The following is a 16,571-nucleotide window of genomic DNA, read 5'->3' on the forward strand; positions in this document are numbered from 1 at the left end:
ACGATGTCCGACAAGCCGCAAAAATCCGACGCCCAAAAAGCCGACACAAAAGATTATTCGAAGACCCTCTATCTGCCGCAGACGGAATTCCCGATGCGCGCCGGCCTGCCGCAGCGCGAGCCGGAGCTCCTGAAGTACTGGAACGACATCGATCTCTACGGCAAGTTGCGCGAGACCGCCAAGCACCGGCCGAAATTCGTCCTGCATGACGGCCCGCCCTATGCCAACGGCAACATCCATATCGGCCACGCGCTCAACAAGATCCTCAAGGACGTCGTGACCAAGAGCCAGCAGATGCTCGGCCACGATTCCAACTACGTGCCGGGCTGGGACTGCCACGGCCTCCCGATCGAGTGGAAGATCGAGGAGGAGAACTACCGCAAGAAGGGCAAGACCAAGCCCGACTTCCGCGACTCTGCCGCCATGGTCGCGTTCCGCCGGGAGTGCCGCGCCTATGCCGAGCATTGGCTCAACGTGCAGCGCGAGGAGTTCAAGCGCCTCGGCGTGATCGGCGACTGGGACCATCCCTACGCCACCATGACCTATCCGGCCGAAGCACAGATCGCGCGCGAGCTGATGAAGTTCGCCGCCAACGGCACGCTGTATCGCGGCTCCAAGCCGGTGATGTGGAGCGTGGTCGAGAAGACCGCGCTCGCCGAGGCCGAGGTCGAGTACGAGGACTATCAGTCCGACACGGTCTGGGTGAAATTCCCGGTGACCTCGCCGGCGCATGGCGCGCTCGCGGGTGCTTCCGTGGTGATCTGGACCACCACGCCTTGGACCCTGCCCGGCAACCGCGCCATCTCGTTCTCGCCGAAGATCGCCTATGGCCTCTATGAGGTCACCGACGCCCCCGCCGACAATTGGGCGAAGACCGGCGACAAGCTGATCCTGGCCGACGCGCTCGCCGAGGGCGTGTTCAAGCAGGCGCGCGTCACGTCCTATAATAAACTGCGCGACATCCCCGGCGACACGCTCGATGCCGTCGAATGCGCGCATCCATTCAAGGGCCTCGAAGGCGGCTACAATTTCATCGTGCCGCTGCTGTCGGGCGAGCACGTCACCGACGACACCGGCACCGGCTTCGTCCACACCGCCCCCGGCCACGGCCGCGAGGATTTTGACGTCTGGATGGCCAATGCCCGCGAGCTTGACGGCCGCGGCATCGCGACCACCATCCCCTACACTGTCGACGAGAACGGCGCGCTGACCGATCACGCGCCGGGCTTCACCGGCAAGCGCGTCATCAACGACAAGGGCGAAAAGGGCGACGCCAACGAGGCCGTCATCAAGGCGTTGACCGAAGCCGGCCAGCTGCTGGCGCGCGGCCGTCTGAAGCATCAGTACCCGCATTCCTGGCGCTCCAAGAAGCCGGTGATCTTCCGCAACACGCCGCAATGGTTCATCGCGATGGACAAGCCCATCGTGGACTCCCCTCCCCCTCGCGGGGAGGGGTCGGGGGTGGGGGGCCACACGGGCGCTGCATCTGCGGCTCCCGGCGATACCCTCCGCGCCCGCGCGCTGCAGGCGATCTCGGTCACGCAATGGGTGCCGGCCGCCGGCCAGAACCGCATCAACGGCATGATCGCCAACCGTCCGGACTGGGTGATCTCGCGCCAGCGCGCCTGGGGCGTCCCGATCGCCGTGTTCGTGCGCGAGAAGGGCGACGGCTCCGCCGAGATCCTGCAGGACGAGGCGGTGAACGCCCGCATCGCTGACGCCTTCGAGAAAGAAGGCGCCGACGCCTGGTACGCCGACGGCGCGCGTGAGCGCTTCCTTGGGTCCCGCGCCAACGAGGACTGGAAGAAGGTCGACGACATCTGCGACGTCTGGTTCGATTCCGGCTCGACCCACGCCTTCGTGCTCGAAGACCCCGTGCACTTCCCCGGCCTCGCCGGCATCAAGCGCAAGGTCGATGGCGGCCAGGATACGGTGATGTATCTGGAAGGCTCGGACCAGCATCGCGGCTGGTTCCACTCGTCGCTCTTGGAGAGCTGCGGCACCCGCGGCCGCGCGCCTTATGACGTCGTGCTGACGCACGGCTTCACGCTCGACGAGAACGGCCGCAAGATGTCGAAGTCGCTCGGCAACACCGTCGAGCCGCAGAAGGTGATCAAGGACTCCGGCGCCGACATCCTGCGACTCTGGGTCTGCGCCACCGACTATGCCGACGACCAGCGCATCGGCCCGGAGATTCTGAAGAACACCATCGAGACCTACCGCAAGCTGCGCAACAGCATCCGCTGGATGCTCGGCACCCTGCACCATTACAGGCGCAGCGAGGCGGTCGCGTTCACCGAGATGCCGGAGCTGGAGCGGCTGATGCTGCATCAGTTGTCGCAGCAGGCCGAGGTGATCCGCCGCGCCTATGCCGCGTTCGACTACAAGACGGTGATCGCCTCGCTCGCGGCGTTCATGAACACTGAGCTCTCAGCGTTCTATTTCGACATCCGCAAGGACACGCTGTATTGCGATCCGCCATCCTCGGTGGGCGCGCAAGGCGGCGCTGACAGCCATCGACCTGATCTGCGACGCCATCCTGAAATGGCTGGCGCCGGTGCTGTCATTCACGACGGACGAGGCGTGGCGCATGTATCGCCCCGACGCCGAGCCGTCGGTGCATCTGACGCTGTTCCCGGAGGCGATGGCCGGCTATCGCGACGACGCGCTCGCCGCGAAGTGGGAGACCATCCGCAACGTGAGACGCGTCGTCACCGGCGCGCTGGAGCTCGCCCGTGCCGCCAAGACCATCGGCTCCTCGCTCGAGGCCTCGCCGATCATCTATGTCGCCGACCGCGCGCTGCTCGGCACCTTGTTCGACACGGATCTCGCCGAGGTCTGCATCACCTCGAACTACGAGGTCCGCGAAAGCGAGGCGCCGGCCGAGGCGTTCCGCCTCGATGCGGTGCCGGGTGTCGGGGTCGTCGTTGAAAAGGCCGTCGGCAAGAAGTGCGCCCGCTCCTGGAAGATCCTGGAGAGCGTCGGCGAGGACGCCGAATACCCCGACGTCTCCCCCCGCGACGCCCAGGCGCTGCGCGAATGGAAGGAGCTGGGAGTCGGCGTGTAGTGGCTCGAACACTCGTACTTGGTTTGGATCGAGGTCGCGGCGCGCTCCGCCCTAACCTCTTCCCGCTTGCGGGGAGAGGTCGGATTGCATCGCCAGATGCAATCCGGGTGAGGGGGTACAGGTCTCGCCATGAACACCGCCCGTGCGTCTGCCCCTCACCCCAACCCTCTCCCCGTAAGAACGGGGAGAGGGAGCGCACCGTCGTCCGCGGAGCACCTCGCGCCCAATGACCCCCCGCCTCCGCCTCGGCCTCATCGCCGGCCTCGCCACCCTGGTCATCGACCAGGCCACCAAGCTGTGGCTGCTCTACGGCTTCGACCTGCCCAACCGCGGCACGGTCAAGGTCACGCCGTTCTTCGATCTCGTCCTCGCCTGGAACATCGGCATCAGCTTCGGCTGGCTGCAGAACGACTCTCCGCTGGCGCAATATGGCCTGATGGCGGTGAAGGTCGTGGCCGTGGTGCTGCTCGCCATCTGGATGGCGCGGTCGGAGACCAAGCTCGCGACAACAGCGCTCGGCCTGATCATCGGTGGCGCGATCGGCAACGGCATCGACCGGCTGGCCTATGGCGCGGTGGTCGACTTCGCGCTGTTCCACATCGAGATCGGCGGCACGGTTTACAACTGGTACATCTTCAACATGGCCGACGTGGCCATCGTTGCCGGGGTGGCGGGCCTGCTGTATGACTCCTTCTTCGGGGGTCCCGCCGCAAAAGCGCCCTGATCGGGGTCGATACCGGCCGGTATCGATCCCAGGTCAAGAGCCTGACGTTCTTCACGTTTTTGAGATCGGCCCGACGACCGGACGGCCCGTGGAGGTCGTGGGTCCTCTGTAGTTGGATTCGCGGCCGGTTCGTCGAGCACGAGCACTGGACAAGCGAGGACAGGGAAAGCCATGCGCAAGACCGAAGTCTCAAGCCGGATCGTGACCCACACGGCCCTTCGCGCCCTGCGGCTGTCCGCCGTTGCGCTCGGCATCGGCCTCGTGATGGCCGCGGGCACTGCCCGCGCCCAGGAGGACGAAGAGGACGACAAGACCTTCGAAGAGAAGATCATCGACAATCTGATGCGCGGTCTCGGCGGCACCAACATGGAGACGCCGACCATCAATTACCGCGAGCGCTCGCCGCTGGTCGTGCCGCCCAAGCTCGATCTGCCGCCCCCCGCCTCTGCCGCCCAGGCCACTGCGCCGAACTGGCCGAAGGACCCCGACGAGCAGCAGCGCCGCGCCGCCGCTGCGGCGCGCAAGAAAGAAAACAAGGACCCGGTCGCCGCGGCCCGTCCGCTGACCCCGGCCGAGATGAAGATGGGCCGGACGGCCGCCACCAAGCAGACCGAGCCGATTCAGCCGGGCGCGAACACCAATCCGATGCTGAGCCCGGCGCAGCTCGGCTTCAAGGGCTCGCTGTTCGGCCTGTTCAAGGGCGGCAGCGATACCGAGACCAAGCAGTTCACCACCGAGCCGCAGCGCGAAACCCTGACCCAGCCGCCCCCGGGCTACCAGACCCCGTCCCCGAGCTATGCCTATGGCACCGGCGGCGCGCAGGAGCCGATCGGCGGCAAGCAGCTGGACATCATGACCGGCAAGGAACGGTGACGGCGGCTGCGGTCCGTCGTTGTCCGGAGATGCCGGCTTGGCTGGCATTAGCGAAATTTAATGTCTTGCGGCGGCAGCATGTCGCCGTTTTGTGACGCCGGGCCCCGTCCCGCGCGGTGTAGCATGCTGCGCTCAAACCCGATCGCCCGATCTCGCGGGCCTTCAGAAGGATCATGATGTCCTCGCACCGGTTCACCTTCGTCGCCGCCGCGCTCGTCTCCCTCCTCGCGCTCACGGCCGGCGCTTCGGCGCAAACGACGTTCGCCTCCGAGCCCCCCGCCAGCTTCACGCTTCCCAACGGCCTGCAGGTTGTCGTCATCCAGGATCACCGCACCCCCGTGGTGACGCAGATGATCTGGTACAAGGTCGGCTCCGCCGACGAGACACCCGGCAAATCGGGCCTGGCGCACTTCCTCGAGCATCTGATGTTCAAGGGCACCGAGGCGCATCCGGCCGGCGAGTTCTCCAAGACCGTGCTCAAGATCGGCGGCAATGAGAACGCCTTCACCTCCGTCGACTACACCGGCTACTTCCAGCGCGTGCCGCGCGACCAGCTGCCGAAGATGATGGACTTCGAGGCCGACCGCATGACCGGCCTGGTGCTGAAGGACGAGAACGTGCTGCCCGAGCGCGACGTGGTGCTCGAAGAGTACAACATGCGCGTCGCCAACTCGCCGGAAGCCCGCCTCAACGAGCAGGTCATGGCGGCGCTCTACGTCAATCATCCCTACGGCCGTCCCGTCATCGGCTGGAAGCCGGAGATCGAGAAGCTCAGCCGCGAGGACGCGCTCGCCTTCTATCGCCGCTTCTACGCGCCCAACAATGCGATCCTGGTGATCGCCGGCGACACCGACGTCAACGAGGTGCGTCCGCTTGTCGAGAAGACGTTCGCGAAGATTCCCTCGCAAGCCGACATTCCCGCCCGCCGCATGCGGCCGCAGGAACCGGAGCCGATCGCGCCGCGCACCGTCACGCTCGCTGACCCGCATGTCGAGCAGCCCTCGATGCGCCGCTTCTATCTGGTGCCCTCGGCGACGACGGCCGCGCCCGGCCAGTCGGCCGCGCTCGACGTGCTGGCGCAGCTGATGGGCAGCGGCAGCAACTCCTATCTCTACCGCGCGCTGGTCGTCGACAAGCCGCTCGCGATCAACACCAGCGCGTCCTATCAGGGCACATCGCTCGACCCGACGCAGTTCTCGATCGCGGCCTCGCCCCGGCCGGGTGTCGACTTCGCCCAGGTCGAGGCGGTCGTCGACAGCGTCATTGCCGAGCTGGCGCAGAACCCGGTGCCCGCGGCCGACCTCGAGCGCGTCAAGACGCAGCTGATTGCGGAGGCCATCTACGCCCAGGACAACCAGGCGACGATGGCGCGCTGGTATGGCGGCGGTCTCACCACCGGGCTCTCCATCGAGGACATCCGAAGCTGGCCCGATCGCATCCGCGCCGTGACAGCCGAGCAGGTCCGCGCCGCCGCGCAGACCTGGCTGCAGAAGAAGCGCTCGGTCACCGGCTATCTGATCAAGGACAATGCCGCCAAGCGCGAGGAGAAGCGGTCGTGATGAACACAATGAGCTTCACCCGCCGTCTCGCCTGCACGCTCGCGGTTGCCGCTGCCGCGCTGGCGCTTTCTCCCGCCGCGCAGGCCGCCACCAAGATCCAGCGCCTGGTCTCGCCCGGCGGCATCGAGGCCTGGTTCGTGCAGGACGCGACCGTCCCCTTGATCGCGATGGAATACGCCTTCGAGGGCGGCGCCGCGCAGGATCCCCAGGGCAAGCCCGGCGTCGGCAACCTCGTCGCCGACCTGCTCGACGAAGGCTCCGGCGATCTCGACTCCAAGACCTTCCATGAGCGGCTGGATCGCCGCGCCATCGAGCTGTCGTTCCAGGTCGCGCGCGACAATTTCCGCGGCTCGCTGCGGATGCTGCGCGACAACAAGGACGAGGCGTTCGAGCTGCTGCGGACGGCGCTGACCTCGCCGCATTTCGACGCCTCCGACGTCGAGCGCATCAAGTCGCAGGTGCTGTCCGGCCTGCGCCGCGAGACGACGAATCCGAGCTCGCTCGCGGGCCGCAAATTCCTCGAGCTCGCTTTCCCCAACCACCCCTATGGTCGTCCGTCCAACGGCACTCTTGAGAGCGTGCCGAGCATCACCGTCGACGATCTCAAGGACTACACCAGGCGCATCCTCGCCAAGGACACCTTGAAGGTCGCCGTCGTCGGCGACGTCGATCCGGCCACGCTCGGCAAGCTCCTCGACCAGACTTTTGGCAGCCTGCCGGCCAAGGCTCAGCTCACGCCGGTGCCCGACGTCGTCGCCACCAAGCCGCCGCAGCGCGTGCTGGTCTCGCTCGACGTGCCGCAGACCGTCATCACCTTCGGCGGCCCCGGCATCCGCCGCCACGACCCGAACTTCATGGCGGCCTATGTGGTGAACCACATCCTCGGCGGCGGCGGCCTGTCGTCGCGGCTCTACAAGGAGGTCCGCGAGAAGCGCGGCCTCGCCTACTCCGTCTATGACGCGCTGCTGTGGATGGACCACTCCGCCCTCTTCATCGGCAACACCGCCACCCGCTTCGACCGCGCCGGCGAGACCATCGCCGCGGTCGAGCAAGAGATCCGCCGCATCGCCGAGGAAGGCCCGACCCAGCAGGAGCTCGACGAGGCCAAGTCCTACATCAACGGCTCGCAGATGCTGGCGCTCGACACCTCCTCGAAGCTCGCCCAGGCGATGTTGCAATACCAGCTCGACAAGATGCCGATCGACTACATCGAGAAGCGCAGCGAGATCGTGAATGCGGTGACCTTGGACGATGCGAAGAAGGCCGCCAAGCAGCTCTGGAGCCAGGGCCTGCTGACCGCGGTGGTCGGCCGCACGCCGCAGGCGGCAGCCGAGCCGGCGCAGGCGCCGGTTACGGCCCCGGTGACGAAGACGAACTGAGGGAGCAGCGGCGCTCTCGCCGCCTCGGCGAGTCACGCTCACCATTTCCGCAGCTTGCAGCGGCATGCTCGGTGCGCCTCGCATTGCTCGTGTGACCACAAGCTTGTCGGTGCGGCCGCTGCAACCTCTCCCCGCCCTTTGCGGGGAGAGGTCGGATTGCGTAGCAATCCGGGTGAGGGGCATGGCACACTGCCAGCCCCGGTCGCAGTCCATCGGACGGGCATTGCCGCTCCGAATAAATCGATTGCTCCAGCAAAGCGCACCGCCCGTGCGGCTGACCCTCACTCGGCCTAGAGCGGGGAGAGAGCCGGTCGTGCAGGCTGGCTGAAGTCGCACAGGCGAGCGGCGGCAGCCGGACAGGAGCGCTCACCCGCGACCCTATCGGCCTCGTGCTTCGTCAGCCCTCTTGGCCAGCCACGCGCGTGCAATCGCAACGTCCTCCGACGTGATCCCGTGGCCCGTGTCGAGCACATCGTGCGTCACGACAGCACCGGCGCGCTCCAGCCTCTGCGCCAGTCTCAGACCATCGCCATGCGAACGCCGCGTGTCGTTCCGTCCGTCGAGGATCAGCACGGGCGTCGGCTGCATCGTCGTCGACAGCTCTCTCGACAACGGCGACAGCGGCCGAAACAGAATCGCGCTCCGCAGCAATCCCGGCCGCATCAGGAGCAGCGCAGCCGCCATGATGGCGCCGTTCGAGAATCCCACGGCGACCGGCGCCGATAGTCCGTGATCATGGCGGCACGCGGTGATGAACGCCGCCAATGAAGTGGCGCGCGCGGTGATGTCCGCCTCATCGATCGTCCGGTCCGGATGCCGGCGAAAGAATGCAAAACCTCCATCGATCTCGACGCTGCCCCGCACAGCGAGGGCCGACGCCGCAGGCGCCAGCTCGCCGGCCACGGGCAGGAGGTCACGTTCCGTGCCGCCGGTCCCGTGCAGCAGCAGCAGCGGCGCCCCGACAGGATCGGCGCCCCGAACGAAGAGGTGAACCATTCCGCTCATGACGGCCATCATGCCAAAGCGGCGCGCGGGCTTCCACCTCCATTCATTTCTGAAAAAAATAATCTTCTTGCCATTTTATGGAATTCATGATCTTATCCGCCCATCCCGCCTCACCGCAGAGGGGCGCAGCGCGCGATCGTCACGACACGCGAGGTGGGGATGCGATGGCCGCGAGAGATCGCAGCGTCCTCGGTAACGAGGGCGCGGACGAACGATCTGTTGCGGACGTGAAGTCGCAGCGTCCTGACACCCCGATGCTGGTGTCAAGCCGCGGGGGCACCGACGTGCCGCGTGGTGATGGTGGCCAACGAGCCGGGCACCAGGGAGACTGCGTATAAGCGTTCCACCCATCGCGCAGGGAATGCCGGCGTGTTCCGGCTTTGCCTGTGGTACCTGCCGCCTGCATTTTTTCCGCAGGCGGGCCATGGGTGAGGCTGTCACCCGGCATTCCCTGCGCCCTCTGCATGTTTGCGAGGGGCGGCCTGATTGTAGACCTCGGGCGCAATGTGCCGCGGGAATGCACCGCTATGTCGGTCGCTGTTTGAGATGTAAATCGGACCCAGAGCATGCTGCCGTAGGGTGGGCAAAGCAGCCGCCCGCAGGGCGGTCGCGTGCCCACCATGCATCCGCATTCTCGGTGAGAATGGTGGGCACGGCGCGCGAGAGAGCGGAGCAACAACCACACAAGCGGCGCGCCTTTGCCCCCTACGAACCGTGAAGTCCTTGACGCCGACCGCCGTCGTCCCGGACAAGCCGCGGCGTGGCGCCGATCCGGGACCCATACGCCGCAGCCGAAATGAGGCGGAAGGTGGTCATGACCAGCCTGCCCCAAACCGCTCCCTGTGGTTATGGATCCCGGCGCCGCGTGCGCAATGGCGCACTAGGCCGGGATGACAGCGGAGATTTTGGTAGCGTCGCGGCCCCCTAATGGATCTGGTCACTGCCCACCCGCGCACACCGCGGCTAAACACGCTATGGTGCTCTCAAAATCCTTCGATTCCCCTGGTGCCCCATGCTGCGGATCTCCCGCGACCTTGCCATCGACGAGAACGACATCGAGATCTCGTTCGTCCGCGCCTCCGGGCCCGGCGGGCAGAACGTCAACAAGCTGTCGACCTCGGCGCAGCTGCGCTTCGACACCAGCCGCATCACCCTGCCGGAGGATGCCGCCGCACGGCTCACCCGCCTCGCCGGCCAGCGCATGACCAAGAACGGTGTCATCGTCATCCAAGCCGAGCGCTTCCGCACCCAGGAGCGCAACAAGGCCGACGCGATCGAGCGTCTGGTGACGCTGCTGCGCGAGGCGATGGTGCGGCCGAAGGTGCGCCGCCCGACCAAGCCGACCTTCGGCTCCAAGCAGCGCCGCCTCGAAGGCAAGAAGCTGCGCAGCGACGTCAAGGCCGGCCGCGGCGCGCGCCGCTTCGACGATTAGTTAGCGACGCTGACATATGCTGCATTGCAGACGAATCATGCGCCTGCTTTGTTCTCGCTGAAACAGCCGGCTACTACCACGCCGCATCGGCTGCGACCTACTCTCAGAAAAAACGAGAGCGAGGATCGATGTCGGCATGGCGTGCGGCGCGGCTTGCGCCTGTGTTCTTCGGACTGTTTTGCAGCGCGGTGCTCGGCACCACGATGGCCTCGGCGCAGATGGCGCTGCCCTCGCCCAAGCCCGTCGACGGCGCGACCCTGTTCAAGCAGCAATGCGCTGTCTGCCACACGCTGAGCAGCACCGAGCCGATGCGCCAGGGACCGCCGCTGTCGAAGGTGGTCGGCCGCCGCGCCGGCTCGGTCGACGGCTTCCGCTATTCCGCCGGCTTTGCGAAAGCCGATTTCACCTGGGACGAGGCCAAGCTCGACGCCTGGCTGACCAATCCGCAAGAGCTGATCCCCGGCGCCGTGATGGCCTACCGCCAGGCCAAGCCGGACGTGCGCGCCGCGATCATCAACTACCTCAAGGACAATTGAGATGGCCAAACCCGTTCATTCCATGATCCGCGTCTTCGACGAGGCCAAGGCGCTGGACTTCTACAAGCGCGCCTTCGGCCTGGAGATCGCCGACAATCTCCGCTTCGACGGCTTCGCGCTGATCTATCTGCGCCATCCCTCGTCGCCGTTCGAGGTCGAGCTGACCGTGAATTTCGATCGCAAGGAGCCGTACACGCTCGGCGACGGCTATGGCCATCTCGCCGTCGTGGTCGACGATGTCGATGCCGAGCACGCCCGCTTCGAGCGCGAGAACCTGGCGCCCGGGCCGCTGCGCGACTTCAAGCACAATGGCGCGACCTTGGCGCGCTTCTTCTTCGTCAGCGATCCCGACGGCTACAAGATCGAGGTGATCCAGCGCGGCGGCCGCTTCGGCTGACGTCCGCGAGACTACGGAACTACAAACAAAAAACCCACGGAGGAACTACCCATGAGAGAAGTCGATCGCCGCAACAAATACGACCGCCGCGTCTTTCTCAAGGGCGCGGCCTCGACCGTGCCGGCCGCGGCCGTCGCATCTGCTACCGGCTTAGGGATCACCGATGCCTGGGCCGAGGATGCCAAGGCGCTGACGCCGACCACATTGAAGACACTGGTGAAGGTCGCGCGCGACATCTATCCGCACGATTTCCTCGCCGACCGCTACTACATCGTCGCGGTCAAGCCGTGGGACGGCAAGGCGGCGGAAGATGCGGCCGTCAAGGCGATGATCAATGACGGCGTGGCCCGGCTCGACCAGGACGCGAAAGATCGCCACAAGGTGCCGTATGCGCAGGTGCCGTGGGAGACCGACCGGGTCGCGCTGCTGCAGGGCATCGAGCAGACCACCTTCTTCAAGACCTTGCGCGGCGACCTCGTGGTGTCGCTCTACAATCAGAAGGAGCTCTGGCCGAAGTTCGGCTACGAGGGCTCCTCCGCCGAGCATGGCGGCTACATCAACCGTGGCTTCTCCGACATCGACTGGCTGCCCAAAGCCTGACGCCGGCGAACAACAAAGAGAACACGGAGGAAACCACAATGGCAAAATTCGATCTGAACGATTCGAGCGTGGTCGTGATCGTGGGCTCGGGCGCCGGCGGCGGCACCCTGGGCAACGAGCTCGCGCAGAAGGGCATCAAGGTCGTGATCCTGGAGGCCGGCGGCCGCTACGAGATCCCCGACTTCATCAATGACGAATGGGAGAGCTTCACCCAGCTCGCCTGGACCGACATGCGAACCACCTCGGGAAGCTGGCGCGTGGCGAAGGACTTCGCCAATCTGCCGGCCTGGATCGTGAAGGCGGTCGGCGGCTCCACCGTGCACTGGGCCGGCGCCTCCTTGCGCTTCGAGGAGCACGAGTTCAAGGCGCGCACCACCTATGGCGGCGTGCCCGGGACTACGCTGCTCGACTGGCCGGTGACGCTGGCCGAGATGGCGCCGTGGTACGCCAAGGCCGAGTTCAAGATGGGAGTCACGCGCACCAACGACATTCCCGGCCTTCCCGGCAACAACAACTTCAAGGTCCTCGAAGCCGGCGCCAAGCGGCTCGGCTACAAGACCGTGCACACCGGCAACATGGCGATCAACTCGCAGCCGCGCGACGGCCGCGGTTCCTGCCAGCAGATCGGCTTCTGCTTCCAGGGCTGCAAGTCCGGTGCGAAATGGTCGACGCTCTACACCGAGATTCCGAAGGGCGAGGCCACAGGAAATCTCGAAGTGCGCTCCGGCTGCATGGCGATCAAGATCGAGCATGACGCGTCGGGCAAGGTCACCGGCGTGGTCTATGCCGACGGCGACGGCAAGATGCAGCAGCAGAAGGCGCGCATCGTCGCCGTGGCCGGCAACTCGATCGAGAGCCCGCGGCTCCTGCTCAACAGCGCCTCCAGCCTGTTCCCGGATGGCCTCGCCAACTCCTCGGGCCAAGTCGGCCGCAACTACATGCGGCATATGACCGGCAGCGTCTATGCGACGTTCGAGAACCCCGTGCACATGTATCGCGGCACCACGATGGCCGGCATCGTGCGCGACGAGGCCGCTTTCAATCCGAAGCGCGGCTTCGTCGGCGGCTATGAGATGGAGACCCTGTCGCTCGGTCTTCCTTTCATGGCCGCGTTCCTCAATCCCGGCGCCTGGGGCCGCAGCTTCACCGCGGCGATGGAGACCTATCCGCGCATGGCCGGCATGTGGCTGGTCGGCGAGGACATGCCGCAGGAGACCAACCGCATCACGCTCGATCCCGTCGCCAAGGACAAGTTCGGCATGCCCGTGGCCTCGGTGCATTTCGACGACCATCCCAACGACCTCGCGATGCGCGCCCACGCCTACAAGCAGGGCTCGGCGATCTACGAGGCGGTGGGCGCCACCGTGACCTATCCGACCACGCCCTATCCCTCGACGCACAATCTCGGCACCAACCGGATGAGCGAGAAGGCGCGGGATGGCGTGGTCAACAAGTTCGGCCAGACGCACGACGTGAAGAATCTGTTCGTGTCGGACGGCAGCCAGTTCACGACAGGCGCGGCATGCAATCCCACGCTGACGATCGTAGCGCTGGCGATCCGGCAAGCCGACTACATCGCCGGCGCGATGCAGAAGAAGGAGATCTAGAGCGGATGATATGGGGCCTCATGATTCGAGACGCGTCGCAAGTGCGACGCTCCTCACCATGAGGGGCCAAATGCGAAGCCGGAACGGCTCATCGTCCATGAACACGCCGAACGGCGTGTTCATGGAGAGGGTCTCAGATCTATCCGCGACAAAGGTCCTCATCCTGAGGAGCCTGCCGAAGGCGGGCGTCTCGAAGGATGGCCGCACCCTACTCCGCCGCGTCCATGATCGCGGCCGCAGTGAACTCCGGAATCGCAGCCGTTGCCTTCGACCGATAAATCAAACAGGAGCAGCGCAGCAGCGACGCGAAATTCTTCACCTCGCCGTGATGATCGAGCACCTCGGCATACAGCGTGGTCACGAACTTGGCGACGCTCATGCCCTCCTTCGCCGCGATCTCCTCGAGCGTGTCCCAGAACGCCATTTCGAGCCGGATCGACGTGCTATGGCCGCCGATCCGCAAGGAGCGGGTCTGCGACTCATAATCGCGCTGAGGCTGGTGTGCGAACAGGCGGCACATGGGCTCCCTCCGGCAGATTGTGATTTTCGCGAAACGATATACTGGCCCCGCCTGCCTCACAATCCCGTTGGAGAACGTGGCTTTCGCCTGCCGCACTGCATAAAAAACGCTATTCTCGCAGAATTACGTACCTTCAAAATCCAAGCCAGTCCCTTCATGCCCGTCCGCCAACTCCCCGAGCAGGTCATCAACCGCATCGCCGCCGGCGAGGTGGTCGAGCGGCCCGCGAGCGTGGTCAAGGAGCTGGTCGAGAACGCGATCGATGCCGGCGCCCACCGGATCGACATCTTCACCGACGGTGGCGGCCGGCGAAAGATCGCGATCACCGATGATGGCGGCGGCATGACATCCGCTGATCTCGCGCTCGCGGTCGAGCGCCACGCGACGTCGAAGCTCGATGACGAGGACCTCCTGCAGATCCGCACGCTCGGGTTCCGCGGCGAGGCGCTGCCGTCGATCGGCTCGGTGGCGCGGCTGTCGATCACGACGCGGCACAAGAGCGAGCCGCACGCCTGGGCGATCAGCGTCGATTGCGGCGACAAGTCCGACATCGTGCCGGCCGCGCTGAATCAAGGCACCCGCGTCGAGGTCGCCGATCTCTTCCACGCCACGCCCGCGCGGCTGAAGTTCCTCAAGACCGACCGCACCGAGGCCGAGGCGATCCGCGAGGTGGTGCGGCGGCTGGCGATGGCGCGACCGGACATCGCCTTCACGCTCGCCGGCGAGGAGCGCGCGCCGATCACCTGGGCCGCCGCGCTGCCCGGTGCGCCGGGACAATTGACGCGACTCGGCGACATCTTAGGAGCCGACTTCCGCAGCCATGCGATCGCGGTGCGCAGCGAGCGCGATCATGTCGTGGTCGAAGGCTTCGCTGCCGCGCCCGCGCTGACACGGGCCAATGCGCTCGGGCAGTATCTGTTCGTCAACGGCCGCCCCGTGCGCGACAAGCTGATCCTCGGCGCGGTGCGCGCGGCCTATGCCGATTATCTGCCGCGCGACCGCCATCCGGTCGTGGCGCTGTTCGTGACACTCGATCCGCGCGAGGTCGACGCCAACGTGCATCCCGCCAAGACCGAGGTGCGCTTCCGCAATGCCGGTCTCGTCCGCGCCCTGATCATCCACGCGCTGAAGGAAGGCCTGGCACGCGAAGGCCGCCGCACCGCGGCCAATGACGGCGGCGCGACCATCGCCGCGTTCCGCCCGGCTTTCACGCCGCCGCGGCCCAATCCTGGTCCGATGAACTGGGATTGGCAGCGCTCGCCGTCAGCGCCGGTCGCGCCGATGCCGCGCTATGACGACGCGGCTGCGGGACCGGCAGCGTTCTCATCCGCAGCCTTCGCCGAGCCGATGCAGGCCGCGTTCGACGTCGGCGGCCCGCGCGCCGATCTGCGGCTGCACGAGCAGCCGGCCGCGCCCGACCTGCTCGACCGTCCGCTCGGCGCCGCGCGCACGCAGATCCACGACACCTACATCGTCGCGCAAACGCGCGACGGCCTCGTCATCGTCGACCAGCACGCCGCGCATGAGCGCATCGTCTATGAGCGGCTAAAGGCTTCGCTCGCAGCACACGGCGTGCAGCGGCAGATCCTGCTGATCCCGGATATTGTCGAGCTCGACGAAGCCGCCGTCGAGTCGCTGCTCGCGCGCACCGATGAGCTCGCCTCGTTCGGGCTCGCGATCGAATCCTTCGGCCCCGGCGCGGTCGCGGTGCGCGAGACGCCGTCGCTGCTCGGCAAGATCAATGCCTCGGCGCTGCTGCGCGATCTCGCCGAGCACATGGAGGAATGGGGCGAGGCGCTGCCCCTGGAGCGCCGCCTGATGCACGTCGCCGCCACCATGGCCTGCCACGGCTCGGTCCGCGCCGGCCGACGGCTCAAGCCCGAGGAAATGAACGCGCTGCTCCGCGAGATGGAGGACACACCCAACTCCGGCCAGTGCAACCACGGCCGCCCGACCTATGTCGAGCTGAAGCTCGCCGATGTCGAGAGGCTGTTCGGGAGGAGATAGCGACGACGCTTGAGGCCACGACCATAGCTACAAACTCGGTGTCGTCCCGGACAAGCCGCAGCGGCGCGACGCGCCGCGGAGGCGCCGATCCGGGACCCATACGCCGCAGCGGACGTGAGGAAAAAGAACGGCGTGGCGATCAGCCTGCGTCCCAACTCAATCCTGTGGTGATGGGCCCCTGCGTTCGCAGGGGCGACACCGAGGGTGGATCACGAACCGCGCAAGAACACGAACTCGGTGTCGTCGTAAGCGCGGCGTTCCAACTCTTCGAACCCCTCTGGCGCCTTGAACGCAGCAGCCTTGGACTCCTCGACCACCAGCAACGCCGATGGCACGAGCCAGCCACCCTCGCGCAGCGAGGCCAGCGCCGTCTCCGCCAGCCCCTTGCCATAGGGCGGATCGAGAAACACCAGCGCGAACGGCTCGACCGGATGCGCCGGGCCGAGATTGGTGGCATCGCGGCGATACACCTTGGTGACACCGCCCAGCCCGAGCGCCTCGACATTGTTGCGCAACAGCGCCCGCGCCTCGGCGCCGTTGTCGACGAACAGCGTGAACTCGGCACCGCGCGACACCGCCTCGATGCCCAGCGCACCGGTGCCGGCGAAGAGATCGAGCACGCGCGCGCCCTCGATCGGATTGTCGTAGGCGTGCACGAGAATGTTGAACAACGCCTCGCGCAGCCGATCCTGCGTCGGCCTGATATCCCGCGACGCCGGCGACGCAATGTTGCGGCCCTTCAGCCGTCCACCGACGACACGCATCACGCGCCTCTGCGTGCTTTGAGAGACGCTATGGCTCCGGGCGAGCTGCCCTCCCCTCCCCCTTGCGGGGAGGGGTTGGGGGTGGGGGTGCCACGAGCGCG

Annotated in this window: 13 protein-coding genes and 1 pseudogene; 11 read left to right on the plus strand and 3 right to left on the minus strand. The window is 66.4% G+C overall.

Translation table 11 applies throughout. The features are described 5' to 3' along the window. The first annotated feature begins 3 nt into the window (after positions 1-3). From ileS to ACVILH_RS02165, 5 genes and pseudogenes are all read left to right on the plus strand, one after another. Positions 4-3,067, plus strand: a pseudogene (ileS, locus tag ACVILH_RS02145) (isoleucine--tRNA ligase). Positions 3,068-3,293: 226 nt separating this feature from the next. Next, positions 3,294-3,791, plus strand: coding sequence for a signal peptidase II (lspA, locus tag ACVILH_RS02150; protein WP_456711408.1), 498 nt, complete (start codon positions 3,294-3,296; stop codon positions 3,789-3,791). A gap of 171 nt (positions 3,792-3,962) precedes the next feature. After that, positions 3,963-4,664 (plus strand): hypothetical protein, encoded by a 702-nt coding sequence (locus ACVILH_RS02155; RefSeq protein WP_456711409.1) that lies wholly within the window; start codon positions 3,963-3,965, stop codon positions 4,662-4,664. Between the two features lie 173 nt (positions 4,665-4,837). Then, positions 4,838-6,223, plus strand: a complete 1,386-nt coding sequence (locus ACVILH_RS02160; protein ID WP_456711410.1) for a M16 family metallopeptidase — start codon at positions 4,838-4,840, stop codon at positions 6,221-6,223. Continuing rightward, positions 6,223-7,602: a M16 family metallopeptidase gene (locus ACVILH_RS02165; protein ID WP_456711411.1), complete on the plus strand. Its 1,380-nt coding sequence runs from the start codon at positions 6,223-6,225 to the stop codon at positions 7,600-7,602. Before ACVILH_RS02160 ends, ACVILH_RS02165 begins: the two co-directional genes overlap by 1 nt. Positions 7,603-7,980: 378 nt before the next feature. Here ACVILH_RS02165 and ACVILH_RS02170 read toward each other — a convergent pair whose 3' ends face one another. Next, the gene (locus ACVILH_RS02170) at positions 7,981-8,619 is read right to left on the minus strand and encodes an alpha/beta hydrolase (protein ID WP_456711412.1); all 639 of its coding nucleotides are present in this window, start codon (positions 8,617-8,619) and stop codon (positions 7,981-7,983) included. A gap of 1,000 nt (positions 8,620-9,619) precedes the next feature. Between ACVILH_RS02170 and arfB the strand changes: the two genes are divergently transcribed. From arfB to ACVILH_RS02195, 5 genes are all read left to right on the plus strand, one after another. Further along, positions 9,620-10,039 carry an alternative ribosome rescue aminoacyl-tRNA hydrolase ArfB gene (gene arfB / locus ACVILH_RS02175; protein WP_456711413.1) on the plus strand — a complete coding sequence of 140 codons (420 nt, stop codon included), beginning with the start codon at positions 9,620-9,622 and terminating at the stop codon, positions 10,037-10,039. A gap of 218 nt (positions 10,040-10,257) precedes the next feature. Beyond that, positions 10,258-10,575, plus strand: a complete 318-nt coding sequence (locus ACVILH_RS02180) for a c-type cytochrome (protein ID WP_456716852.1) — start codon at positions 10,258-10,260, stop codon at positions 10,573-10,575. A 1-nt stretch (position 10,576) separates the two neighbouring features. Next, positions 10,577-10,972, plus strand: coding sequence for a VOC family protein (locus ACVILH_RS02185; protein WP_006610406.1), 396 nt, complete (start codon positions 10,577-10,579; stop codon positions 10,970-10,972). A 51-nt stretch (positions 10,973-11,023) separates the two neighbouring features. Continuing rightward, positions 11,024-11,572 carry a gluconate 2-dehydrogenase subunit 3 family protein gene (locus ACVILH_RS02190; protein ID WP_456711414.1) on the plus strand — a complete coding sequence of 183 codons (549 nt, stop codon included), beginning with the start codon at positions 11,024-11,026 and terminating at the stop codon, positions 11,570-11,572. A 38-nt stretch (positions 11,573-11,610) separates the two neighbouring features. After that, the gene (locus ACVILH_RS02195; protein ID WP_456711415.1) at positions 11,611-13,179 is read left to right on the plus strand and encodes a GMC family oxidoreductase; all 1,569 of its coding nucleotides are present in this window, start codon (positions 11,611-11,613) and stop codon (positions 13,177-13,179) included. A gap of 208 nt (positions 13,180-13,387) precedes the next feature. Here the strand turns inward: ACVILH_RS02195 and ACVILH_RS02200 are convergent, their stop codons facing one another. Beyond that, on the minus strand, positions 13,388-13,699 hold the full coding sequence (locus tag ACVILH_RS02200) for a ribbon-helix-helix domain-containing protein (RefSeq protein WP_456711416.1): 312 nt from the start codon (positions 13,697-13,699) through the stop codon (positions 13,388-13,390). A 156-nt stretch (positions 13,700-13,855) separates the two neighbouring features. On the opposite strand from ACVILH_RS02200, the gene mutL reads away from it, so the two are divergent. Next, positions 13,856-15,706, plus strand: coding sequence for a DNA mismatch repair endonuclease MutL (gene mutL / locus ACVILH_RS02205; RefSeq protein WP_456711417.1), 1,851 nt, complete (start codon positions 13,856-13,858; stop codon positions 15,704-15,706). Positions 15,707-15,915: 209 nt separating this feature from the next. Here the strand turns inward: mutL and rsmD are convergent, their stop codons facing one another. Beyond that, positions 15,916-16,470, minus strand: coding sequence for a 16S rRNA (guanine(966)-N(2))-methyltransferase RsmD (rsmD, locus tag ACVILH_RS02210; RefSeq protein WP_456711418.1), 555 nt, complete (start codon positions 16,468-16,470; stop codon positions 15,916-15,918). Positions 16,471-16,571: the final 101 nt, after the last annotated feature.

Source organism: Bradyrhizobium sp. USDA 4353 (assembly GCF_054063215.1).

Bases quoted from the DNA above. Each gene is read 5' to 3' on its own strand.
- lspA (WP_456711408.1), top strand. From the start codon at position 3,294: ATGACCCCCCGCCTCCGCCTCGGCCTCATCGCCGGCCTCGCCACCCTG.
- ACVILH_RS02155 (WP_456711409.1), top strand. From the start codon at position 3,963: ATGCGCAAGACCGAAGTCTCAAGCCGGATCGTGACCCACACGGCCCTT.
- ACVILH_RS02160 (WP_456711410.1), top strand. From the start codon at position 4,838: ATGATGTCCTCGCACCGGTTCACCTTCGTCGCCGCCGCGCTCGTCTCC.
- ACVILH_RS02165 (WP_456711411.1), top strand. From the start codon at position 6,223: ATGAACACAATGAGCTTCACCCGCCGTCTCGCCTGCACGCTCGCGGTT.
- ACVILH_RS02170 (WP_456711412.1), bottom strand. From the start codon at position 8,619: ATGATGGCCGTCATGAGCGGAATGGTTCACCTCTTCGTTCGGGGCGCC.
- arfB (WP_456711413.1), top strand. From the start codon at position 9,620: ATGCTGCGGATCTCCCGCGACCTTGCCATCGACGAGAACGACATCGAG.
- ACVILH_RS02180 (WP_456716852.1), top strand. From the start codon at position 10,258: ATGGCGCTGCCCTCGCCCAAGCCCGTCGACGGCGCGACCCTGTTCAAG.
- ACVILH_RS02185 (WP_006610406.1), top strand. From the start codon at position 10,577: ATGGCCAAACCCGTTCATTCCATGATCCGCGTCTTCGACGAGGCCAAG.
- ACVILH_RS02190 (WP_456711414.1), top strand. From the start codon at position 11,024: ATGAGAGAAGTCGATCGCCGCAACAAATACGACCGCCGCGTCTTTCTC.
- ACVILH_RS02195 (WP_456711415.1), top strand. From the start codon at position 11,611: ATGGCAAAATTCGATCTGAACGATTCGAGCGTGGTCGTGATCGTGGGC.
- ACVILH_RS02200 (WP_456711416.1), bottom strand. From the start codon at position 13,699: ATGTGCCGCCTGTTCGCACACCAGCCTCAGCGCGATTATGAGTCGCAG.
- mutL (WP_456711417.1), top strand. From the start codon at position 13,856: ATGCCCGTCCGCCAACTCCCCGAGCAGGTCATCAACCGCATCGCCGCC.
- rsmD (WP_456711418.1), bottom strand. From the start codon at position 16,470: ATGCGTGTCGTCGGTGGACGGCTGAAGGGCCGCAACATTGCGTCGCCG.